Here is a 23358-nt window from a genome sequence, read left to right on the forward strand (position 1 = left end):
ACTCAGGAGGGCCCTCTGAATGCAAAACGAATCGATGTACCACATGCTCACAAAAATGATCGAAGGAGATCAGCAGGCGTTTCACACGTTGTATGATGCCACCTATCGGGATGTCTACCGGACTGTTTCTTTTCTAGTAGACCATCCACAGGATCGCGAAGATATCATGAATGAGATATACATGCAAATGTGGACCTCGCTTCCTAACTACGATCCGAATCGTCCTTTCCACTTCTGGCTGCACGGCTTGGTCATTAGGCAAGTGCAGAGGTTCCGGGTGAAAAGCTGGAGGAGATTTCGAATTTTCGAACGTATCCGTGTCTTTTCTCGGGAAGAGCACCATTGGGATCAGCCGATGTCGACGGATGGGACAGACCCCGAGATATCGAAGGCCATGCACAAGCTGACCGATAAACAGCGAACGGTGATCATCCTCCGCTTTTACCACGACTATACGCTGGAGGAGATTGCCACATTACTCGCTATTCCGCTGGGTACAGTCAAGTCCAGATATCATGCCGGCCTGCAGTCGTTTCGAAAACACTTGGGAAGTCTCCCCCTGGAAAGGATGGACAAGAACAATGCCTATTGAAAGCGAAATCCGCGAGTACTTGCACAGAGAGGCAGAGACCATGGAATGCCCCCGGGCCGTTTCCAAACGAATCGAACAATCCTATTCTCAATACGTACAACGACAAAGGAGCAAAAAAACGATGAAAAAACGATTAATCGGCGGCATCATTGCTGCAGTAATTATGATTCCAACCGCGGCATTCGCGGCGCCTCCCCTCATTGAAATGGTAACGAGAACACCGATGACGGCTGAACAAGTCAAGACGGATGCGGTTGGCCAAGCAGCGCTTGAAAAGCTGTATCGCTCTTATCCGGAAACCAAGTCGTTTGAAATTATCGACGCCAGTAAGCTTGGAGGAGACCCAGCGAATGTAAGTCAGGGGAAAGCCATTCAAACAAGCATCGTGCTGCAGGAAAAGGGAGATTCCGGAAAAAAGATCCGACTTGACTTGAACGGTATTACGGGCGAAATTGAACATGTGAACCAAGAGAATTGGGAGCCTCAGGAGAAGCCGGTCATCTCCTTAACCGATCAAGAAATCAAATCGAAGGTAGATGCTCTCATTAACAAACTGTACAGCGGCACCGGTAAGTACGAATACAGCATGGAGCCGATACAGAATGCGGACCAAAAAACGTTTATATTGAACTACACCGAAAAGGGATCAACAACACCGTTCTATCAGGCATTGGTTCAAGGGAATACGATCAGCGTTTCTCTAATCGGAGGCGGCCCTGCTCCATCCGTAGAAGGATTTTTCACGACAAACGGCAAGCCTGACTATACTGCGGATGACTTTTTAAACGATGAAAAGCTCTTTTCATTACTTCACATGAGTCCAGCAGCATTGAAACAAGAATTAGCAAAGGGTACATCTGTCGTCGAGATCGCAGCATCTAAGAAGATTTCCCAACAGCAAGTCATGGACGTGATCGCAAGTACGCAGGCCAAAAAACAAATCCAAGCCGATCCGCATGGAGGAACTACTGATGACGATCGTACACTGGAACAATTGAAACGGATTCTTGAACCCAAAGTATCGCAAGTGATTGAACACAAAACAGAAACGCCTTGGTAGAGAAAGCAATACAGGCGCCAGAAATGGCGCCTGTATTTTATTTTTAAGATATTATTTCATGATGTCATTCGAAATGCTTATCCATCATGAATTCAAAGTGACCCGAACCAAGGGACAGATAGTCAAAGGAGGAGGCTTCGCCATGGTAAACAATGAATTGGTTTGTGAAACAGAAATAATGTTTGCATTTAATACAATTGAGACATTCAACTAACGGGACACGATAGCTCAATAAAGATATTTGAAGGCAGCTGGCTTCTTGATCGGCTGCTTTTTTGGGGCTTCAAACGCAAGTCAAAGCTTCTTCATAAGACTTATTTTATTGTTTTTACCAAAACAATTTAAATATTTTATATTGTTTTGATTTAATATCTATGATACTATAATTTTGTTTCCCGAAAAACATTATACTATTTTTGTTTCGATCAAAACAAAATCTGGGGAGGTAGCGCATGAAAAGAATAAATCCGAGTACCCTCACACAAACAGTAGTACCTTTATAAAGTGTTCAGGCGCTTGCCTTTGAGGAATGGTTAATTGAAGTGGATGCAATTGCATCGATTTCTAACTAAGAGAGGAGAAATATGAAAATGAATTATGATGTGATTATCATCGGCGGGGGACCTGTCGGCATGATGTTGGCAGGGGAACTCGCTTTGGCGGATGTCAAGGTTTGTGTTTTGGAGAAGTTAGAAGATACCACCCCATACTCTAGGGCACTTAGCATCCATCCTCGTACATTAGAAATTCTGGACTTGCGCGGTTTAAAAACGGAATTGTTGAAGATTGGTAAACCGCTGCCGACCGGGCATTTTGCAGGCTTGGAAACTCGGTTGGACTTTACGGTCATTGACTCTTCATCCAATTATTCATTGTTTATCGCCCAATCGGAAACCGAGAAGGTACTGGAGCGCAGAGCCAGAGAGTTAGGTGCAGAAATACGACGAGGAACGAAAGTATCGTCCATCTCCCCAAATTCAGATTATGTAGAAGTGATAGCCACTGGAACTGAAGGCGAAATGACATTAACAGCAGCATATGTGGTTGGTGCAGACGGAGCCGGAAGTATTGTACGTAAACAGGCGAACATTCCCTTTAATGGAACGGATGCAACACTTACCTCGGTTCAAGGCGATGTTGTGTTTAAACGCCCGCCTGCAACGAGTGTCGTGTCCAGCTTTAACGAGAACGGGATGATCATGATCGTTCCTGTGTCTAAAGAGTTGCACCGAGTAGTCTTTATCGATCCGGATAGAAAATCTATTCCCAAGGATACACCCGTCACACTTGAAGAAATACGCTCGGCAATGTTCCGCATGTTAGGGGATGACTTCGGGATTTCGGATCCGTACTGGATGACTCGCTTTGGCAATGCTACACGACAAGCTGACCGTTACAGAGAGGGGAGACTTTTCCTTGCAGGAGATGCTGCTCATATTCATTTCCCTGCCGGAGGTCAAGGTATGAATGTGGGACTACAAGAAGCTATGAACCTTGGGTGGAAACTGGCTGCGCAAGTAAAAGGATGGGCGCCCGAGGGGTTGCTCGATAGTTACCATGAAGAGCGTTTTCCCGTCAATTCAGCATTGCTTAGTAATACACGTGTTCAAACCCTACTATTAGGTACCGATTTTTCATCTACTACGATCCATCTGCGAAAAATGATATCAGATTTATTGGAATATCCGGAAGCAAACTACCACTTAGCGAGTCAAATTGCAGCCGTGGATGTTGGCTATAAAACGCTTGACTCAGTTTCTGCACATCCGTTAAATGGTCGCAGGCTTGCAGAGATCAAATTGCGTAAGGAAAACGGCGATCTCTTCAGCAGTTACGAACTCTTCCGAGAAGGTAAATATGTATTGTTAAGCCTCGTTAATGATCCTATCGTAGAAGGCATCATTCGTCGTCTGCCAATTCAGCATTTCACTTTTGTTAGCGCGACGCTGGTGGAACCAGCTCTTGACTGGAACAATGTACACACAGCAATGATTCGACCGGATGGATATATCGCATGGGCAATTTCCGATCAAGAAAATGAATTGGAACAATGCATTGAGGAAGGAGTTAAGAGTATCAGCAAAGAGTAATTTTTTTAATCTTATTGTTTTGAGAGAAACAATAAGAAAGCTCGGAAGCCTCTGATTCATCGCTTTCCGGGCTTTCTTATTGGAGGCGTTGGGATGAAAAAGTTTCCGTTTGTACCTAACACTCGCGATGTCATCCACGTTTTGGTGTGCTAATTTCAACGCGGGGAAAACTGTCTTAGTCGTGATGAGTCCAATGCAAGTAGCAGCTTGGAGGTTCGTCCTTGAGGTATATTCATTTTTGCTTTGTATTGGGTCAAAGAACGCCCGACCTGGTCGTCGATTAGACCTTATGTAGGGATCTATTTAATAATGGAGTTCTCTGGAATCTTTATGATGAATATTTTCCTGTTCACTTTTGACGATGGTGATATCTGCCTTATCGGGAGAAAGTATAGGGATGGCGAAGTGTATTGGGGCTCTTATGACTATTACAGGGATATTTTGGTCTACAAGGTTCCAAAAATAAGCGTATCAAATGTTTTTTGCGAAACAATTATGTATAATGAGGAAAGATACGCGAATAGAGGAGACCAAAGAAAATGCAGCCAACGGATCTTTCTAAACAATGGATTTTTAAAAGCTTTATCCATCTTATGAGTCAACAGGACATAAGGGAAAGCAAGTTATCCGTCAGAATGAGTGAGGAACTACATATATTCGAAAAGGAATTTGGCGAAAAGGGGAATTTGACCTTGTCGGAGATTCACCTCATCGCATGTATCGGAGATTTCTCACCGATCAATGTCACCTCCATTTCAGAAAAAACCGGATTAACCAAAGGGTCCATCACAAGAATTAGCAAAAAACTTCTAAAACTGGCCTTGATTAAAAGACAGCAGATTAATGACAATAAAAAAGAAGTCTATTATAGTTTGACTGCAAAAGGCCAAAAAGTTTATGTTATCCATCATCGAATCCATCTAGAAATTGAAGAACGATTCATGAATTTTCTTGATAAGTATACTGCTGATGAGCTTGTTTTTGCGAGCAAGTTCATCCAGGATTTAACGGAGTGGGATTACTGAAGGATGTACGCTTGAATCGTCGATAAAATACACTTCTAATAGAACGTAAACATGAAATTCTGGAAGGATTACTTTAATGTCAATGATTACAAATAGGATACCAATCATTCCAGGCGATATGCTCCAAATAAGTGATTTCAAAGTCTTTTCACTTAGTAAAGAAGAGGAGAATTTGGAATTAGTATATCAAGGGCTACACCGGCATGATTGTTTCGAGATGTTTTGGGTAACGAAAGGGCAAGGGACAGTACGAATTGATTTTCAAAGTTACACGCTGTCACCCAATACACTCGTGCTGATCTCTCCTGGTCAGATTCATGGCTGGGTGGATGAAAATCCGGTCCAAGAGGTTGAAGGTTACATGCTTATTTTCTCTTCTGAACTAATGGCCAGACAAAAACCGGAACTAGCAGGTTGGTCACCAACCATGTTATTTGAAATGATGGGCGGCAATTCATTTCAGCTATTGAATGAAGAACAGGCTTTCATTTTTAATGAGCTTTTTCGATTGCTTGCGCGCGAGCAAGCCAAGGTTCAGAAGGATCAGACGATTGCCGTACGTAGCTATATTGAGCTGCTACTGATCGAAATGAGTAGAATCGAGGATCATTGGCAGCAGAGCCATAGAGAAGAAGCGGGCTTTAAATTGAGCCGGCAGTATTTACTTGCTGTTGAGATGCATTTCCGTTCTACAACAATTGTGTCGGAGTATGCTTCCATGCTGTATGTTACTTCTAACCATCTGAACGATTCGATTAAAAAAACGCTAGGTATTTCTGCCAGTGATGTTCTGAGGGATCGGCAGTTACTGGAAGCTAAGCGCCTCCTCAGTCATTCCAAAGCCCAGGTGGATGAGATTGCATCACACATTGGTTTTCGCGATTCATCCTACTTTGGACGTTGGTTTAAAAAGAACATGGGAATGTCTCCAACGACATTTCGTAAGCTGAATTAGTTCTCCCATTTAAACGCTTCTTCATCCTTGTGGTGATGATGCGTTTTTTTCTGACAAATGGGGAAATAAACCGGACTTATAACGGTATTTGCTTTGTATATATTGAATCTGAGAATCATTATCAATTAAGATGAGTTGAAAAAGGAGTGAAGATATATGGAATCAAAACAATTAATCAAAGAAAGACGAACGATTCGTAGATTCAGCGACCGTTCTGTACAGTCACAGCGATTATTAGAACTACTATCTGAAGCTGAGCGGCTGTACTCAGATGAGGAGCCGGTACGCACGCGATATATTTTTGCATTAAGTCCCGATGAAAAGCTACGTCTTGCCGATTATTTGATGGAGAAGGCCGTAGAGAATTCTATTGTTAAGGTAGCGTTGTCACCGATTCTAAAAAGCTATCATAAGCATTTTCGACAAGTCCCAGCCATAATTATTGTTGTTGCACAGCAAAGTGGTGATCGAATACAAGATGAAATGATATTTGGAACCACGTGCCGAATCATACAGAGTTTTCAACTTCTTGCGTGGGAAGAGGGGATGGGTATGCTTTGGATGACTGATCCGCTCCTTATGAAAGAAGCGTTTTTTAAAAATATTGGAATCAAGGAAGGCGAAAAGTTTATGGGCATGTTAAACATTGGTTATCCCGAAAAAGTTCCAAAAGGAAGGTCACGCACGCTTGCTGAGAAACGTTGGGATGTCTTAGAAGGTTTGAATTGATTATGCCTACAACTTAATATCAAATGAAATAAATAGCGTAAAAGTATTCATTTAGGAGGAAGTATAAAATGTCACTGCAGAATATGCCTATAATGCCTTTAAACCGATTTGAACAGGAGCCCCGACCAGTGCTTCAAGACTTTCTCCTAGAACTACTCAATCTTGCGGTATGGGCTCCAAATCACGGATTAAGGGAGCCTTGGCGATTTGTATATATAGATCAGGAACTGGGTAGGAAAATGGAATGGTTCCGCGATGAACCAGCTGCACATCTAGTTATAGTAAATGTACTTAACTCGTTGCCTTACAGACAGGCTGAAGATACGGCTGCTACATTTTGTTTAATTCAAAATTTTCAAATCCTTGCTTGGGAACAATTGTTAGCTGTAAACATTACTTACCCCGAGTGGAGATATGATCCCAATGTATGCGACAAAATGAACGTGACAAACAAGGAACATATCGTTGCGGTATTAGAACTGGGCTACGTAAAGGCGGAAAAAGTAAAACGAGTTCTGAAAGTTCAACAACGAATGGATCGTGAAGTAAACTGGAGCTTACTCAAGTAAACATTTTTCAGGGGGAGAACCAATCTGAACTGTAGGAGAAGGAGATGCTTAAGCTGCTTCGCCAATCTATTTTGGAAGGAATGGTATTCATGATCAAATTAACATTGAGCAGGCCAAAACAGCCTGCTCATTTAATTAAGTTAACGAACTGGTTAATGCAACTTTATCCTACTTCATACCGTTTTAACAGTAAATGGAATCTAAGCAACTGATTATAGTTGCAAAGAAGGATGGTCTTGCATAATGGCAGTTAAAATATGTACACATTGTGGGGAATCAAACGTCGAAGGATCGATAATATGTGTTGTTTGTGGTAATTCGCTTAAAGATGCACGAATTGAAGGCACTTCAAACGTAGTTAAAGATTATTCAGGAAACTCAACAACTACAATATGCCAGCACTGCAATGAACGTTTGGCGCAAAGCTCAGTAACATGCAAATATTGTGGAACCGTAGTATCTAAGACAGTAAAAGGTTCTCGTTATTATAATGATCATATTTCCTCGGATGAGGGGGAAAGCGGAGGATCCACACCTATGGAGACGTTTGGAAGAGGCTGCCTGTGGCTCATTCTTGGAACATTAGGATTGTTGCTGATCGCTTTCATTACCCGGAGTACGATAAATATTCCGTGGTTCATATTTATTCCAATTGTGATTTTCGTCTTCTGGATGGCTTCAAAGAAAAGCAAATAATGAGATAAGATTGTTTCCCTTAACTAGCATAGAAACATACAACCTCACGACGAATTTCACACGGACACGATTCAGCCGTTTTAAGAAAAGGCCCAAGGGCAAGATCCCTTGGGCCTATGTATGTTGAAATCAAATGGCAAATACATGACGTCCGATATTTACGGTACGGGCGCGTGTCCAAATCCACTTATTCGTTGCCGTTTTCGGATTATAGTAGTAGAGAGAATTATGGGTCGGATCCCATCCGCGTACGGCATCGATGGCGGCACGGTAGGCGGTTCGGTTCGGCTTCATGCCGTACTGGCCGTCGCTGACGGCGGTGAATGCGTTTTTCTGAAAGACGACGCCTTGAATCGTGTCCGGGAACTCGTCCGACTGGATCCGGTTCATGACGACGGCACCAACGGCTACCTGTCCTTTATAGGACTCGCCGCGGGCTTCGCTATAGATTATTTTAGCCATAATTTCCATATCGTTTTTGCTTAGGGTGTACATTCGGAGCTTCCTCCATGTGGCGGCACCGACCGTACCATCTACCACCGCGCCGTGTTCCTTCTGGAACTGTTTGACGCTGGCCTCCGTGCCGGGGCCGTACTTTCCGTCAAGCGGGCTGGCATAGAGACCAAGCACCTGCAGCCGGTACTGTAAATCAGAAACTTTGGGATCCTCGCTCCCTAATGTAAGGACGGGAGCCGCTTCGGCATGATCTGCCTTCCATGCGAAGCTTTGAATGATTAATAGGACGACGAGGAACGAGGTAACTGCCCATTTTTTGGTTATCATCGAATCATCTCCTTCACGAGGCATTATAACGGGAGAAAGGCAAACTAGGCAAAGTCATAAACTGGAAAATAAGTGGTAAAACCTTGCGGCTCTAAGCGAAATTTGAGAAAGGGAAATATGAAGCGTTGCGCTGATCAGGGGCTTTTTTTCGTTATACGTATCAAGCCATACTGTGTCTAATGACACAACTGTGTCTAATGACACAACTGTGCCCGCTTTGCAGAATTTGACGAGCCGCGTCATACTTCACAAATTATGATAATATATGAAAAAGTATGGACCGAGGAAGTGAACGATATGGCATTGACGGAAGATTTGGCTTCGCTTTTTTGAGATAAACAAGAGAGGAATGAGTGGGATAATTGGCTTGAAGATGAACAAATCCAGACGTTTATCAATGCGGTTGGTTCTAATTCTGCTTTTATTAATACATGTAGAGAGAAGGATGCTACTTGAAAAGAAACATATTATATATTGAAGATAATGAGAAAATAGGCAGTTGGGTTATTGAACTAACGAGGAACGATAGTAAATCTAGTAACTGGAGGCAAAAAACAGTATAAATTAAAAAGCAACCGTGATAGTTGCTTTTTAATTTATACTTATTCGGCTACTTCATCAAGGTCCTCGTTGTAAGCCAATATTCCGCGTTTAAAGTATTGAAGTGTTTCGTCTGAGGTAGATTCCATTAAATTTATAATCAGCAACTCAACGCTTTCTTTGTAACTTTGGCTATTGTACAGGGCCATAGCGAGAAACACTTTAATTGCCCGGTTCTCTGGAAATTCGCTCATTCCTCTGCGTAACGTCTCAACGGCTTTTTGGTAGTGTCCCCAGTAGCGGTATGTACTCCCCAATCCCATTAGGCATCTTTCAAGATCAGGCCCATAAAGACCCAACTCAAGAGCTCGCTCATAATATGGAATAGCCTCACTTCCAAGGCCCGAATTATCATGGGCTATTCCGGTTTGGTAATTGATCTCCGCATCATCAGGATAATAGGAAAGTAGTTCTAATAAGTGATTTCTAACCTCATCTAATATTGCTTGATCTTGCTTGGCTCTTCCTTCTTCACGCCGTTCAATTAATTTGCACAATTCGTCTCTTTCCATATTTTCACCCCAAGGTCGGTAGTATTAGATGAGACAATCTTAACATAAAAATGACTCTCATTACGCTATCAGGATACGATAGTTGAATAATACATGAATGAATAGTTATAGTTGAACGTACTATCCAAAAATGAGTAGGCTGTGGTAGCCTGCTCAACAATATAGAACATGTAATGGATTTCCAACTATAACTGAGAACACTGATTACGATGTGGAAATTAGCATGGATGTAGCTGAGTTTTCTTCTCTAATTATGGGGGCAGTAGACATTAAAACACTAATCCGTCTTGGCTTAGCTAGATTATCTAATAATACATAATTTGAATCAGTACAAAATGTGTTTAGAATAGAACAAAAACCAATGTGTCTTCTTCAATTTTAAACAAGGGTTTGACCCGAGTGGTAATTGTTTTGGGCAGTTTTAATGTTATAACCAACGTTTTTTATATTAAGCAAGCGGAGAACAATAACACAATTACGAATGGCTGCCAGTCGGTAGCCAATTAAGCAACAAGAGGCTAACTGAATGCATCAACATTATTAACGATCCTGATAAAAAATGGCTGGATTAAAGAAGAAGCTGCAAAGATATGCAGTACGCTTTGTCATGATATTATTGAAGGCAGAGAAGTTTACTATTCATTTTAGTTTATTACTATTGCAAAAACGGAGAACGATAGCGTGGAACAGGTTACGCAGCAGCTGCTTTTTTCTATTGAAGTAACGGGTTGTTTAGTTGAGAATGGAACTATCCCCAGTATATTACGTACAAAGCTTAAGCAAATAAAACCAACTGTTAAACAGAGCGAAAGGACGGGGATCGTATGGAATCAACACCTACAGTGAATTATGTAACTTACGAAACTCGACTTGCCCGATATGCTAATGTGTCCACTGCATTATCGTTGCTTAGTAATGAACAGCTCCATGACCGATTGGAAGAAGCCATGGTTCTTGGTGCTGGTATCGGTGGTACAACAGCATTAATTCATCTAGATGACACCCCAATCTTTGTGAAAATTATACCACTCTCTGAAATTGAAAAACGCACAGAGAATTTCATGTCCACTAAGAACATTTTCGAACTTCCCCCGTATTGTCACTATGGCATAGGAGCGCCAGGTGGCGGCATTTGGCGCGAAGTAGCCTCCCACACTATGACCACCAACTGGGTGTTGGCGAAACAGTGCGAGAGCTTTCCGTTGATGTATCAATGGCGGGTGCTAAGCGGTTTGAAAAGACCGATCTCCGCGGAACTGAGCGATGTTTCCAAAATGGTTGAGTTTTGGGGCTCGAAGGATGTACGGACTCGCATCGAGTCGCTTGAAAACTCAGAGGATAGTGTTGTACTGTTCTGCGAATACGTTCCCTATAACCTTCATGATTGGTTAACCAAACAAGTAGATATTGGCGAGGATACAGCCGCTGCGGCGATTGCTATGGTCGATTCCGAGCTGCGGTCTTCTGTCTGGTTTATGAACGCAAACGGATTACTACATTTCGATGCTCACTTCCGGAACATTTTAACCGACGGACACCGACTTTATATTACGGACTTCGGTCTTGCGACATCTTCTCGGTTTGATTTGACTGATTACGAAATAGATTTTCTCGCATTGAACAAGACTCACGATGGGTGCTATGTGGTCACGGAGCTTGTAAACTGGCTTGTGACCTCCTTGGGCAATAAGAAGGATCGTTCGGAACGTATAGATTTTATACGCAGTTGTGCTGCGGGGACGACGACACCGGATGTCATGGATTCGGCGGCGCAGATGATCAAAAAGTACGCTCCGATTGCCGTCGTGATGAACGATTTCTATACGAAACTCGTATTGGAAAGTAGAGCGACGTCGTTTCCATTTAAGGAGATTAAACAGATTTCTGCAGTAAATGGGTTCGAACCAATCAAATCATAGGGGAAACCGGGAATAAAGCTTGTGGAGGATACTATTAAAACCGATTGTTTGCGGGACTACGGTTTTCATTAAAGTAATGGGCAGGATTGCTTTATCGAATCCTTTGTTCGAATATTTTTATTAACGGGAGGTAGGGTATGGGAATTAAGATACGAGAAGTTGTAGCAAATGATTATACTGAAGTTGTTTTTTTTATGGAACGATGTACTTGGAATTCGCAATGTTAATGATGAAAACTTTCGAGTAACTATGGAAAAAATGAATAAGGACGGGAATTACAGAACATTTGTTGTTATTTGAAAATGAGGTAGTTGGTGGTTTTGTAACTATAGTTCAGGCATTATCCGTAGGGCTTCCGATTGGTTATTTACATATTCAAGCTCTTGCTGTTAAAAAGGAATTCCAGCATGGTGGGATAGGTACCATTTGGCATTAAACTATCACTATAACTTAATTAAAACGCGGCTGCCGGCATGGATCGGCAGCCGCGTTGCGCTAACGGGCAGGATAGTTTAACACTTTGGTGAAAAATCAGAGTGGAAAATCGTTTTGTATGATAATTTCTTAATGATTCAGCCGTCTTCATTGGTATCAGTTCATATCGACAGTTTAGCGGATTTTGTGCAAAGATGAATTAATTCAACTTATACATAGCAACCACATCTCTAAATCGAAAGACTCTTGTTGAGGGTGTTGTGATGAAGGACGGCCGGCTCATACGAAGGGGTGTAACGAATGAACGAAATCATACAGAAGAAACTGCTGGACAAAAATGAACTGCTGATCAACATGGTGATCGAACGCGCAAGAAGAGATTTTCTAGACGATATCGCAATTATTGGGCTTACGGGTTCGTTTAGCATCGGGGACTTTCACGTGAAGAGCGATCTTGATTTATTTATCATTAATAATACGGAATAGGGATGGGGAATATCCGATTGCTTCATCTTAAATGACGTTGGATATGACATCTATTGCACGCCTTGGGATACACGCGTAATCCACTTTAGAGAGTCCCAACATATCGAGCCTAACCGAGCTCAAAATTCTCTATTATGCAAAGCCTGGAGATTTGGAGAAATTGAACGACTTCAGGCAAAAAGCTCTTGATGCGCTTGCGGATCCGATAGGAGAAGCTTGTCTTAATCGAGCAAATAAATGGATTACGCTATATGGAGATGAAGGAAGAAAATTCCTCAAAGATAGCACCATGGGGAATCGTGCTCGGAAGTCCGTTAAGCTAACATCCAATTCTAACTGTATGGAAAAGAGTTTAAATAAACAGTATACTAGCTTTAACTGTTTTTTTGTTGAGGTGAATATCAAATGGATGAAATCGATGAATCAAAACAAATTGTATTACAAATCGGCGGTGCCTTGAAAAAGTACAGAAAAGAAAAAAATCTGAGCTTAGACGACTTAGCGGAATTAACGGGTGTAAGCAAACTTACTCTGGGGAATATCGAACGTGGCGAGACAAATCCAACTTTGGCGATTATATGGAAAATTTCAAAAGGCATATCTTTACCGCTAATGGCTTTGTTCAAATCAGAAGACCCTATTAGTTTGTATCGAGCAGGCGAAGGACTGCGGTTTTCTAATGATCAAAAAAATTGGATCATTGAACCAACCTTTAAAAACGCAAGCAACGATATTGAAATGTGCCGGGCTTACTTACAGCCAAATAGCTCGTATCACCCAGAAGGTCATCATGTGAATACAACTGAAATTGCGACAGTTATGACTGGTTCCATTGAAATTCAAGTCAATGGAGAGATTTACACCTTGAATCAATATGATACGATAAGTTTTCGTGCAGATTGTCCTCACTCTTATACCAATCATACGAATAGCGAAACAGTGCTCCATATATCCTTAAAGTATGGTTTCTAAAATCGAAAAACTCACTTATTAAATACAACTCCGAATTCCATGACGGGAATTCAGGGTTGTATTTTTTTAGAATCGATTCAGTATATTTTAAGATACTTATTGTTTATTACAATATATTATACTATACTATTTTTGTTCGCGCGGATGTTATGCATCGTTTTTTCAGAAAGCAATATTAAAAAAGATTTCAGGAAGGAGAAATGGAGAATGCCGAATAAACAAAATAAAAAAGCCGTATCATCCTCTATAGGACTGATCATTCTCGGCATTATTTTTATTGCAGCTAATTTACGTACTCCCTTAACCTCAGTCGGTCCTTTAGTGAGTTTTATAAGGGATGACGTTAATATTTCAAATACATTAGCAGGAATGATCACAACAGTACCCTTGCTTGCCTTTGCTTTATTATCGCCTCTAGTACCAAGATTGGGACGAAAGTATGGAGTTGAACGTATCATCATGATCGCCCTAATCTTTCTGACTGTTGGTATTGTGATACGTTCTTTATCTGGCGCAGCTAATCTGTTTATTGGGACAGCAATTCTTGGATTCGCAATTTCCGTATGTAATGTATTATTGCCAAGTATAATCAAAAGGGATTTCCCAAATAAAATTGGCTCCATGACAGGATTGTACTCCATTTCAATGAGTTTATGTGGAGCAATCGCATCGGGAATTAGTGTGCCTCTAGCCGTGAATGCAGGTCTTAAATGGCAGGGGGCATTGGGAATATGGGGGATTCTAAGCTTTGTATCGATCCTCTGTTGGTTACCCCAATTAATAAATCATACGAAGCATACAGCCACGACGAGTCAACAAATGGCTAGCAACGATGTGAATGTTTGGCGATCCCCGCTTGCCTGGCAAGTAACCATGTTTATGGGTATACAGTCCATGGTTTTCTATGTGTTGATCGCATGGTTGCCTGAAATTCTAAAGCAGCAAGGAATTGACTCAAACCAATCCGGATGGTACCTCTCGATCATGCAGTTAGCTATGCTTCCATTTACCTTTATTGTCCCCGTTATTGCTGGGCGCATGTCTAGCCAACGGTTGTTAGTGGTCATCACAACCATGTTGCTTTTGACGGGAACAATCGGACTTCTTTACGGAAGCTCCCATATCATTCTGTTGTGGATCATCATGCTCGGAATTGGTGGAGGCTTCGCCTTTAGTTTGTCCATGATGTTTTTCGGGTTACGTACTGAAAATGCGCATCAAGCAGCGGAACTGTCTGGCATGGCGCAATCGATCGGATATCTTCTTGCCGCAGTCGGTCCTGCCCTTATTGGATATCTGCATGATGCGACAAATAGTTGGAACTTGCCACTTTTCATTTTGCTTGGCGCTTCGGTCTTACTTTTTTTAGTCGGTATGGGAGCAGCAAGAAACCGTATTGTAGGTGGACGAAATAGTTACGAGCTGCCACGGAAAGGATGATAAATATGTTTGACAAAATTATAGTGGCCATTGATAAAGCTGAAATTACGAACAAACTCCTCGATGCAACCATTGAAATAGCCCAAAACAAACAAACTCAAGTTACCTTAGTTAATGTCAGCCAGGAAAATGTATCGAATGGCATGACATATGTACCAGAGAATTTCTTGGAAGAAATATTGATCGAAATGGAGAAAGCGAGTTTGGAAAAGCTGCAACAAGCCAAATCAATATTAAAATCTGCGGGGATTAACCCGGAAACAGTTCATCTTAAGGGAGATCCTGCACATGAAATATTAAATTATGCAAGGGATACCGAGCAGCAACTTATTATTATCGGAAACCGTGGATTAAGGGGCATAAAAGAACTGATGCTTGGAAGTGTCAGCCACAAGGTTTCACAGCTATCGAGCTGCCCAGTCCTCATTGTACATTAACTCCTTCGGGAACTGCAGAGATGAAGCATCGTTATACTAGGGGAAACGAGAGCTCAATAAAAAGGTGAAGGCAGCCGGTTTCTTATCGGTTGCCTTTTCTCAACTTAAGGCGGGGGATGCCGAGGGACAAGAACTTGTACCGATTGCTGAAATGAACAACAACATGGTCCGATAACCGATTTGATGATGATCTAAACAGATCTATATTTGTAAAATAAATATTGATAAGATAAACGCCGGAGGTCAGTCTTCAATCAGAGAGTAAAAAAAGCAGAAACGGCAGTAAAAGTTATGATAATTTCACCTTTAGGATTATTGTGGGAAACAATGATTATGAAGTATAGATCTACTTATGATGTATGAAGGAATCGGTGGATTTCAAATGAAAAATGAAGAGTCTTACATATTGTACTTGTCCCTAAAGCAACAAGTACATAAAATGGATAAACGAGTACCTACGTTTTTAATCGAGGAAGATGAACGGCATTCCTTTGTTTGTAGGGGAGGTTCCAATTACCTTTGTGTAGAAGGTAAAAAAAAAGAGTTTTTTGCGAAGGATGAACCAGATGTATCATGAAAACCATACTATTATTTTATCCAAATTGAATATTCCGGTGCCTATCTTGCAAACCGTGCCACGTGACCGCTTGATTGCCCAAATGAACGAGGGCTTGCAGCGGAGGGCGACATTTATCACGGCGCCAGCCGGATATGGCAAAACAACCCTGGCCACTGCTTGGGCAAGACTGTTAACGGTACCGGTAGCGTGGCTGTCGCTCGACGCGAAAGATAACGATGCGGTTCGATTTTGGCATTATGTAAGTAAAGCCATAGAACAAGCTCTTGGTGGCTTATCTGCTGCAAGCCAGTCTGCAGCCGCGACTCTGGGGCCTGGGCATTACGAGACATTTCTTGCTGCTTTGATTAATGATTTGAATGGTCTAAAGAAGCAGCTCGTACTGGTGTTTGACGATTGGCATGAGATTTTGGACAACCATATTCTCTCGTCTGTCTCTTTTTTTCTGGAGTATTTGCCTCCGCTTGTACATATTTGTTTTGTAAGCCGGACGCGTCCACAATGGGCCAAAGCGAGATGGAGCAGCCGGGACTGGACGAATGAATTCCAAATCGATCACTTGCGTTTCGATCTTTCTGAGACGATGGATTTTTTTCAAATATGCACGGAGCGCGAAATGCCCAGAGACCAGGTGGAACGAATTTGGGATCAAACGGAAGGATGGGTAACGGGATTAAGGCTTGCTGCTTTGTCCATGCGGTATCGCGAGAAGGAACCGGATTTCTACGCCAAACTGTCAGGAGAAAGCGGCAAGGTCGAACAATATTTGCTGGAGGAAGTTTTTTCTGCTCTGGACGACGCCACCCGGAAATTTCTGATGAATGTCTCTATTCTAAAAAAAATGAATGGGCCGCTATGCGAAGTGTTATCAGGGGAAACGGACAGCGCGAGGAAATTGGCGGAGTTGGCGGACGCCAATCTTTTTCTTGTTCCCCTGGATGAACAGGGGGATTGGTATCGGCTCCACCCGTTGTTTGGAGATTTTTTGAAAAAGCAGCAGAAGCGCCACGTTCCAAGCCGAACGAAGGATTTGTATCGTGCCGCGGCTTTGTGGTACGAGACGCAGGATTTTGCCGAAGACGCGATCGATTATTACTTAGCTGGGCAGCATTATACGGAAGCACTACGCTTGCTCGATCAGATGAGGGCCCTGATGATTCGCAGGGAATTTTCCACGCTGAGGGTATGGCTGTCGGTGATCCCTAAATCGCTTCTCCAAGAACATCATTACCTATTCTTTACCTACATCTACTCGTTGCTGTGGGACCATAAACCCGATCAGGCCGAAAAACATTTACAGCTTGCGGAACAATATTATGCGTCGTCTTCCGCCGACTGGGAGCCGGAAGACAAACAGCATTATTTAGGTAACCTGTATTATGTGAGGAATTTCAAGGCTACCCAGTATGATATGGATGTGGTGAAAGGTTTGGAATATATCCGTCTTTCGCTGCAACACAATCCATCCGGTACGGATCTTATCTTCGCTTCTACGCAGATGCCGTTACTTCCGTCCATTTACCGATCCTATAACGGCAAACGCGGCAGGCATCTGCCCAGGGATCTGGCGGAACCATTCTTCCTTAACATGATCGACTTTATGGCAACGATGGATTTAGAGGAGCCTGTTACTGTATGCTACGGTGAATTGCTGTACGAACGCAACGAATTGGACAAAGCGGTGCAATATTTGCAGGTAGGACTCCCTGAACGTATTCGGATCGCTTATCAGCCGGAGAAGGTTTACGTACCGGCTTGCCTGTTCATGTCGCGAATAAGTAAAGTCAGGCAAGATTACGCGCAGGCGGAGAAATGGCTGGAGAAGGCGAGACAATATGCTTTGGAGGATCATGCGGAAGCCGCGCTCATTCTCCTCGATGCAGAAAGCGCCGCTTTGCGCCTGAACCTGGGAGATTCGTCTGCGGCCAATGAATGGTTGGCTACATATCGGGTAGCGCCTGATGATCCCGTGTCCGTGCATCAACTGTTCATCTACGTTTTTCTCGTGAGAATATTAATTGAGAGCGGACAGAATAACGAGGCATGGTCTTTATCTGAGAAATTGCTTGCCGTCGCGCTCAAAGATCATCGCCCGATGGACGCTCTGGATATTCAGGTGCTGCAAGCGCTCATTCTGCGGCGCATGAACAAGCCGGAGCAAGCGGTGCTGAAGCTGGAAGAAGCGCTTCAGTACGCGGAACCGGATGAGTATATCCGCGTTTTCGTCGACAAAGGAAATCCGGTTGCAGAGATGTTGACGGAGTACGTCCATTTGCGTCAGAAGGGAAATATCCGAGACAAGCGCATGCCCTCGCTCGCTTACGTGCGACGGATATTGTCCTGCTATGGCGGCGGAGCTGCTTCGCCTCTTCCAGCAGAGATCGCATTGGAGACGCTTCTGACCAAGCGCGAGCTGGAGATTTACCGCTGCATGGAAGAAGGACTGGATAATATCGCGATCGCGGAAGCGCTTGGCATCGGGATTGGAACAGTGAAGACGCATATCAATCATATCTATAGCAAGCTTCAAGTGACCAACCGGGTAGAAGCGATCATACTCGGAAAAGAAATGCAAGGCCCATGATGTTTTAACGAGTACGACCCGCCGATGTGGCGGGTCTTTGTTGTGTTTTTTCTATAACCGATTCTATAACCGGGGTTAGATTTCATCGCTCACCGAATCATATATACTCCATTTATATCGGACGCATTTCGAAATAAGGGATATTTTCGATGATGAATGAGCGGCCAGTTGCAAGCCGACTGTTCTTCGTTCTTGTCTTTTCGAGAGGTTGGACGATGGGCGCTAGAGCAAGCTTACACCCATCTGCGCTCCGGTGGGATTCGGGTAGACACCTTTGGTGAGGGAGATAATCAACGGATCCGCTTCTGGCGGTATTTGGCTGCAGCCTTCGATTCTGTTGATCAAGGGGCTGTTGAACATATACTTCAGGTGTTGACACTTTTGGCGTTCATGTTATCCGCAATAAGGGAAGGAGATCCTGTGGAGACTATCATCAAGATTGGGGTCAGTTATTCGACTTGCAGTATTCCAGTTCCTTCGGGGGAGGAAAAAATTTAAGTCTTGCGTCAAAAACTATGATACGAGGGGGATTGCATTGAAGACTGGACAACGAAAACTTGTCAAAACCATTATTTTCACCATCATGATGATATCTATGCTATTTTCTAATTTTCCCTTTTATCAACAACTCGCTTGGGCCTATGACAGTTCAAAAAACTCCGTATACGCAAACGCACTCGTTATTCCTGCAGGAGAGTCTGTTACGCTCTTCGCGGTAAGCGATCGGATAGGGGAACCAGGTGTGGAAACCGGGGATAAAAAAGACATCCCGACACACTTTGATTGTTACACGTGCGACCCTCAAATAACTAATGAGGCATTTTCATTTGATCCTAATAATAAAGTGTATACCTCCGTATTCACGACGACGAAACCTGGGCAATATGAATTGTATGTTTATTTTAAAGAACATACGTGGGATGGAAGCGACTGGAAGTTAGGGGCAGCTTACACGTATTCTTTTAGGACGATCACAATCATGGTCATGCCAGCACTGCCGAAGCCGGCGAATCCCGCTAACAACAGTGTCAGCGCATCTCAAACAAGCGTTACGGTCGGCTCGCCGGTTACGATTACCGCTTCCGGAGACCGGCAATCTCAAGCTCCCGTTACCGATGGAGACGAGAAATACGTTCCGATAAGCTGGGCGACGGATGGCGTTTCGGGTTCGTTCCATGATAACGGTGCCAGTTCCACCGCGACGTATACACCAACATCCATAGGCATCCATTTCATAAATGTGGGGTTCGATAAACAACAATGGATTGCTGGGCAATGGACGGATGTGAATAACGGCCGGGACACCAAACCGATTCTTATCCTAGTGACAGAGGCACCGACGTACGCGATTGACTCGATTACAGACCAGACGCTTACGCCGCTGACGGAAGGCTACACTCCTGGAACGCAGGAGACGAAGTCCATCGACATCCGGCGAGCGGGTACGGGCAATTTGGAGAATCTGTCTGTGGATTTAAGTGGCGCGGATGCCGATAAATTCGCGATCACGCCGCCTACGGAGACAACGTTAACAGCCGCAATGCCTACTACATCTTTCACTGTGAAAACGATAGACGGTTTGGGCGCAGGAACGTATACGGCAGAGGGTACGGTATCGGCGACGAACATGGCGAACGCGACGTTTACCGTAACGCAGGTAGTGAATAAGTCCAATATACTTGATGCTCCACAGCAACTTGTTGCTGCAGAAGAAGATCGTCAGGTTACATTGAATTGGAATGCCGCAGCGGGAACCGTCACCTATGCTGTATATCAATACCAAGGTACTGCCGCACCTGCCGATCCGGCGAACTGGAGACTTGTCCAATCCAATGTGACAGCGAATACCTATGCCGTTACCGGATTGACGAATGGAACAAACTATGCGTTTGCAGTCAAAGTTGTCGATGCAACAGGAAATGCCAGCGACTTCTCTAATGTAGCCACGGCGACACCGAGAGCATCAAGTGATGGAGGATTTGCCGGAGGCAACGGGACGCCACAAGACCCTTGGTTGATTACGACGCCGGAACAGTTGAATGTGATCCGCGATAATCTGTCGGGCCATTACAAGCTGGGCAACGACATCGATTTGACCCTAGAGACAGGAGATCCGCTTGGACAATTATTTAATGAAGGCAAGGGCTGGGAGCCGGTCGGTACGGAGAGTCAGCGTTTTACCGGTACATTTGACGGCGGTGAGCATAAGATCATCGGGCTCTCTATCAATCGCCCTTCGGAAGCGGAAATCGGACTGTTCGGTTCTGTCGGCAACGGCGGTACTGTTCGCAATGTGGGACTGGAGAACGGCTCCGTCAGAGGCGGTGACTATACTGGCGGACTGGTGGGATATAACGTTATCGGTACGGTAGAGAATACTTATTCGTCGGTGAGCGTGAGCGGCAACGAAAATGTCGGCGGATTGGTAGGCCAAAATGACCTCCGCGGCATGGTGAAGCAATCATACGCCATCGGTCACGTCACCGGTATAGGTGCCGTCGGGGGACTGGTGGGACGTAATGACAACCAAAGCACGGTGAGCCAATCTTACGCCACCGGTTCCGTGAATGGCAAGTACGAGGTTGGCGGACTCGTGGGCAGGCATTATGGCAGCGTCAGTAATTCTTACGCCGTTGGCCGCGTATATGGGGGCATGGATGTCGGAGGGCTGATTGGAAGGTCCTTCGGACCAACAATAACCTCCAGCTTTTATAATAGCGAAACGACCGGACAATCCGGCAATGGAACACCCAAGACGACCGACGAGATGCGAACCAAATCCACCTTTACGGCGTCGGGTTGGGATTTCGATCATGTATGGGGCATGAATTCGTTGATCAACAACGGGTATCCGGTTTTGGTATCGCCTTACATTATCACCTACGACGAGAATGGGGCGACCGAGGGAACCGTGCCGAAGGACGGCCGGACGTATAAACCGGCAGAATTCGTTACGGTGCAAGGCAATTCAGGAAATTTGGCGAGAGAAGGCTACTCGTTCACAGGATGGAGTCTTACCTCCAACGGCAGCGGAACAAGTTATGTTGAGGAGAACACCTTTACGATGGGATCGTCCAACTTGACGCTGTTCGCGAAGTGGACACCAAACGGCATGATCGATCCGACGACGGGGAGCTTTGACAAGTATGCGCCTGCCGATGTGACGACGACGTTGGAGGTATACGTGAACTCGCTGATCAGCATCCGCAATGACGAGAAGGTCTTGAACGAGAATGCCGACTATAAAGTATCGGGGAATACGGTAACGATCAAGAAAGAGTATTTGTCGGCTCAGCCGTTAGGCGAGTCGGAACTGATGTTTGCCTTCAGTGCGGGACCGGTACAGACGTTGAAGATTACCATCACGGATACAACACCGCAGCCTACAGTCCCGCCAGCACCAAGCGATTCAAGTGGAGGCGGTGGTTCCGGAGGCAGTGTTTCCAAAGAAGGGCGAGAGTTATCCAGTAACGCTGACCTGGAAGAATTACGGGTACAGTATAAGGATGAGAAGCTGGATCTCAGCCCATCTTTTGCTGCCGGTACGACGAGTTATACAGCCCGAACGGAAGCCAGGCAGGTCGAAATTGTAGCAAAACCGGCGTACTCCGCGGCGAAAGTGATGTTAGAGGATAAGTTGTTCACGGACAGTACCACGGTGCAACTGGAGGAAGGCAACAATAAGCTGGTGTTTATCGTACAGGCTGAGAATGGAAGCAAGAAGGAGTATACGCTGACCATTCGTCGTGAAACACCAAAGCCATCTGAACCGGTCATCCATTTTACCGACATCGCTGGACACTGGGCGGAGAGTGACATCTATCGTGCCGCGGCGAAAGGCATTGTCAGTGGTTATCCGAATGAAGCATTCAAACCGAATGATCCCGTCACCCGCGCCGAGTTTACGGTTATGGTGGTAGGTGCTTTGAAACTGAAGGGACATGGGACCTCGCTGACATTCGCCGATCAAAATCAAATCGGCAAATGGGCAAAGCAGGCCATTTCACAGGCGGTTCAATCGGGTATTGTAAATGGATATACAGACGGCAGATTCTGTTCGAATGACCACATTACCCGTTCAGAGATGGCAGTCATGATCGCCCGGGCGCTCAAGCTACAAAGTAACGCACATGATGCATCGACCGGATTTGCTGACGACGAATCAATTCCACAATGGGCAAAAGACGCGATAGAAGCGATTCACGCGCTTGGTATCGTGGATGGCCGCGGCCAGAACCGTTTTGTACCGAATGAAACGGCGACGCGGGTGGAAGCGACGATCATGCTCCTACGAATGCTCGATCATAAGGAAGATTAATAATGGGATGAACGCTTGTAGAGTTACTTCTAGCCACGTCGCGTCCTAATCTATTTCTATGGTTGTTCACAATCACATTTTAACGACAAAAACGGTAAGCCATTAATAAAGACTGGCTTAGCGTTTTTTTTGTTGTCACAGGAGAAGATCATATTCCTTTAAGAATCTGCGCCTCTGTGATATCAAATTCTCTGGAGGATTTTATGTGGTTGTAGAATTAAAGCCAATATCAATTGACAACTGGTACGATTGTACCAAGATAAATGTAAAGCAAGAACGAATTAGTGTGTTTCCAGCTCCTATTGTTTATTGGATTGCAGAATCTAAATTTGTTGACGATTTTGAGTTGCGTGCAATATATTCGGAGGGTTTACTAGTCGGATTTATTGTATTTTGTAAGAATCCCGACGGGGGATGGTAACCATGTATTAGGAGGATATCAATGAGTAACCTACAAAATATAAGTAAAAAAAATATTTACTATAGAATGCAAAGATATAATTTTGAGAGAGCATATGGTTGAAGATCTAGATGAACTACAGAACATTACCCGGCAACCTCATTTTCATGAATTTCTGA

Annotated in this window: 17 protein-coding genes and 1 pseudogene; 16 read left to right on the forward strand and 2 right to left on the reverse strand. The window is 44.1% G+C overall.

The annotated features are described in order from the left end of the window. Positions 1-19 precede the first annotated feature (19 nt). The 8 genes and pseudogenes from E6W40_RS11485 to E6W40_RS30015 form a co-directional block, all read left to right on the forward strand. Positions 20-592 (forward strand): sigma-70 family RNA polymerase sigma factor, encoded by a 573-nt coding sequence (locus E6W40_RS11485; RefSeq protein WP_136605588.1) that lies wholly within the window; start codon positions 20-22, stop codon positions 590-592. Then, a complete protein-coding gene (locus tag E6W40_RS11490; protein ID WP_136605589.1) occupies positions 582-1652 on the forward strand; it encodes a hypothetical protein in 1071 nt (356 codons plus the stop codon). Before E6W40_RS11485 ends, E6W40_RS11490 begins: the two co-directional genes overlap by 11 nt. Positions 1653-2242: 590 nt before the next feature. After that, positions 2243-3742 carry a monooxygenase gene (locus E6W40_RS11500; RefSeq protein WP_136605590.1) on the forward strand — a complete coding sequence of 500 codons (1500 nt, stop codon included), beginning with the start codon at positions 2243-2245 and terminating at the stop codon, positions 3740-3742. 539 nt (positions 3743-4281) lie between these two features. Beyond that, positions 4282-4767 (forward strand): MarR family transcriptional regulator, encoded by a 486-nt coding sequence (locus tag E6W40_RS11505; protein WP_136605591.1) that lies wholly within the window; start codon positions 4282-4284, stop codon positions 4765-4767. A gap of 76 nt (positions 4768-4843) precedes the next feature. Then, positions 4844-5722 carry an AraC family transcriptional regulator gene (locus E6W40_RS11510; RefSeq protein WP_136605592.1) on the forward strand — a complete coding sequence of 293 codons (879 nt, stop codon included), beginning with the start codon at positions 4844-4846 and terminating at the stop codon, positions 5720-5722. A 156-nt stretch (positions 5723-5878) separates the two neighbouring features. Next, entirely contained in the window at positions 5879-6451 is a 573-nt protein-coding gene (locus tag E6W40_RS11515; RefSeq protein WP_136605593.1) for a nitroreductase family protein, read from the forward strand. A 68-nt stretch (positions 6452-6519) separates the two neighbouring features. Then, positions 6520-7020 (forward strand): nitroreductase family protein, encoded by a 501-nt coding sequence (locus E6W40_RS11520; RefSeq protein WP_136605594.1) that lies wholly within the window; start codon positions 6520-6522, stop codon positions 7018-7020. A gap of 243 nt (positions 7021-7263) precedes the next feature. After that, positions 7264-7458 (forward strand): annotated as a pseudogene (locus E6W40_RS30015) (double zinc ribbon domain-containing protein); the annotation flags it as partial. 387 nt (positions 7459-7845) lie between these two features. On the opposite strand, the gene E6W40_RS11530 reads toward E6W40_RS30015, so the two are convergent. Further along, on the reverse strand, positions 7846-8499 hold the full coding sequence (locus E6W40_RS11530; protein ID WP_136605596.1) for a cell wall hydrolase: 654 nt from the start codon (positions 8497-8499) through the stop codon (positions 7846-7848). Between the two features lie 602 nt (positions 8500-9101). Further along, positions 9102-9611, reverse strand: a complete 510-nt coding sequence (locus E6W40_RS11535; RefSeq protein ID WP_136605597.1) for a tetratricopeptide repeat protein — start codon at positions 9609-9611, stop codon at positions 9102-9104. A gap of 824 nt (positions 9612-10435) precedes the next feature. On the opposite strand from E6W40_RS11535, the gene E6W40_RS11540 reads away from it, so the two are divergent. From E6W40_RS11540 to E6W40_RS11585, 8 genes are all read left to right on the forward strand, one after another. Beyond that, on the forward strand, positions 10436-11530 hold the full coding sequence (locus E6W40_RS11540) for a BUD32 family EKC/KEOPS complex subunit (protein WP_136605598.1): 1095 nt from the start codon (positions 10436-10438) through the stop codon (positions 11528-11530). Positions 11531-12265: 735 nt separating this feature from the next. Beyond that, positions 12266-12451 carry a nucleotidyltransferase domain-containing protein gene (locus E6W40_RS30020; protein WP_246072965.1) on the forward strand — a complete coding sequence of 62 codons (186 nt, stop codon included), beginning with the start codon at positions 12266-12268 and terminating at the stop codon, positions 12449-12451. A gap of 405 nt (positions 12452-12856) precedes the next feature. Further along, entirely contained in the window at positions 12857-13423 is a 567-nt protein-coding gene (locus E6W40_RS11555; RefSeq protein WP_136605599.1) for a helix-turn-helix domain-containing protein, read from the forward strand. Positions 13424-13567: 144 nt separating this feature from the next. After that, positions 13568-14863 carry a CynX/NimT family MFS transporter gene (locus E6W40_RS11560; protein ID WP_246072966.1) on the forward strand — a complete coding sequence of 432 codons (1296 nt, stop codon included), beginning with the start codon at positions 13568-13570 and terminating at the stop codon, positions 14861-14863. 5 nt (positions 14864-14868) lie between these two features. Further along, complete coding sequence (locus tag E6W40_RS11565) at positions 14869-15300, forward strand: universal stress protein (protein WP_136605601.1); 432 nt, start codon at positions 14869-14871, stop codon at positions 15298-15300. 566 nt (positions 15301-15866) lie between these two features. Further along, a complete protein-coding gene (locus E6W40_RS11575; protein WP_136605603.1) occupies positions 15867-18461 on the forward strand; it encodes a winged helix-turn-helix domain-containing protein in 2595 nt (864 codons plus the stop codon). A 156-nt stretch (positions 18462-18617) separates the two neighbouring features. After that, complete coding sequence (locus E6W40_RS11580; RefSeq protein ID WP_136605604.1) at positions 18618-18959, forward strand: hypothetical protein; 342 nt, start codon at positions 18618-18620, stop codon at positions 18957-18959. Between the two features lie 37 nt (positions 18960-18996). After that, entirely contained in the window at positions 18997-22779 is a 3783-nt protein-coding gene (locus E6W40_RS11585) for an S-layer homology domain-containing protein (RefSeq protein WP_136605605.1), read from the forward strand. Positions 22780-23358 lie beyond the last annotated feature (579 nt).

It is taken from the genome of Paenibacillus dokdonensis (genome assembly GCF_004916975.1).
GTDB lineage: Bacteria > Bacillota > Bacilli > Paenibacillales > Paenibacillaceae > Paenibacillus_AQ > Paenibacillus_AQ dokdonensis.

Coding starts and splice junctions, on each gene's coding strand:
- E6W40_RS11515 (WP_136605593.1), top strand. CDS start 5,879: ATGGAATCAAAACAATTAATCAAAGAAAGACGAACGATTCGTAGATTC.
- E6W40_RS11535 (WP_136605597.1), bottom strand. CDS start 9,611: ATGGAAAGAGACGAATTGTGCAAATTAATTGAACGGCGTGAAGAAGGA.
- E6W40_RS11555 (WP_136605599.1), top strand. CDS start 12,857: ATGGATGAAATCGATGAATCAAAACAAATTGTATTACAAATCGGCGGT.
- E6W40_RS11490 (WP_136605589.1), top strand. CDS start 582: ATGCCTATTGAAAGCGAAATCCGCGAGTACTTGCACAGAGAGGCAGAG.
- E6W40_RS11540 (WP_136605598.1), top strand. CDS start 10,436: ATGGAATCAACACCTACAGTGAATTATGTAACTTACGAAACTCGACTT.
- E6W40_RS11560 (WP_246072966.1), top strand. CDS start 13,568: ATGTTATGCATCGTTTTTTCAGAAAGCAATATTAAAAAAGATTTCAGG.
- E6W40_RS11500 (WP_136605590.1), top strand. CDS start 2,243: ATGAATTATGATGTGATTATCATCGGCGGGGGACCTGTCGGCATGATG.
- E6W40_RS11575 (WP_136605603.1), top strand. CDS start 15,867: ATGTATCATGAAAACCATACTATTATTTTATCCAAATTGAATATTCCG.
- E6W40_RS11505 (WP_136605591.1), top strand. CDS start 4,282: ATGCAGCCAACGGATCTTTCTAAACAATGGATTTTTAAAAGCTTTATC.
- E6W40_RS11520 (WP_136605594.1), top strand. CDS start 6,520: ATGTCACTGCAGAATATGCCTATAATGCCTTTAAACCGATTTGAACAG.
- E6W40_RS11510 (WP_136605592.1), top strand. CDS start 4,844: ATGTCAATGATTACAAATAGGATACCAATCATTCCAGGCGATATGCTC.
- E6W40_RS30020 (WP_246072965.1), top strand. CDS start 12,266: ATGAACGAAATCATACAGAAGAAACTGCTGGACAAAAATGAACTGCTG.
- E6W40_RS11580 (WP_136605604.1), top strand. CDS start 18,618: ATGAGCGGCCAGTTGCAAGCCGACTGTTCTTCGTTCTTGTCTTTTCGA.
- E6W40_RS11485 (WP_136605588.1), top strand. CDS start 20: ATGCAAAACGAATCGATGTACCACATGCTCACAAAAATGATCGAAGGA.
- E6W40_RS11530 (WP_136605596.1), bottom strand. CDS start 8,499: ATGATAACCAAAAAATGGGCAGTTACCTCGTTCCTCGTCGTCCTATTA.
- E6W40_RS11565 (WP_136605601.1), top strand. CDS start 14,869: ATGTTTGACAAAATTATAGTGGCCATTGATAAAGCTGAAATTACGAAC.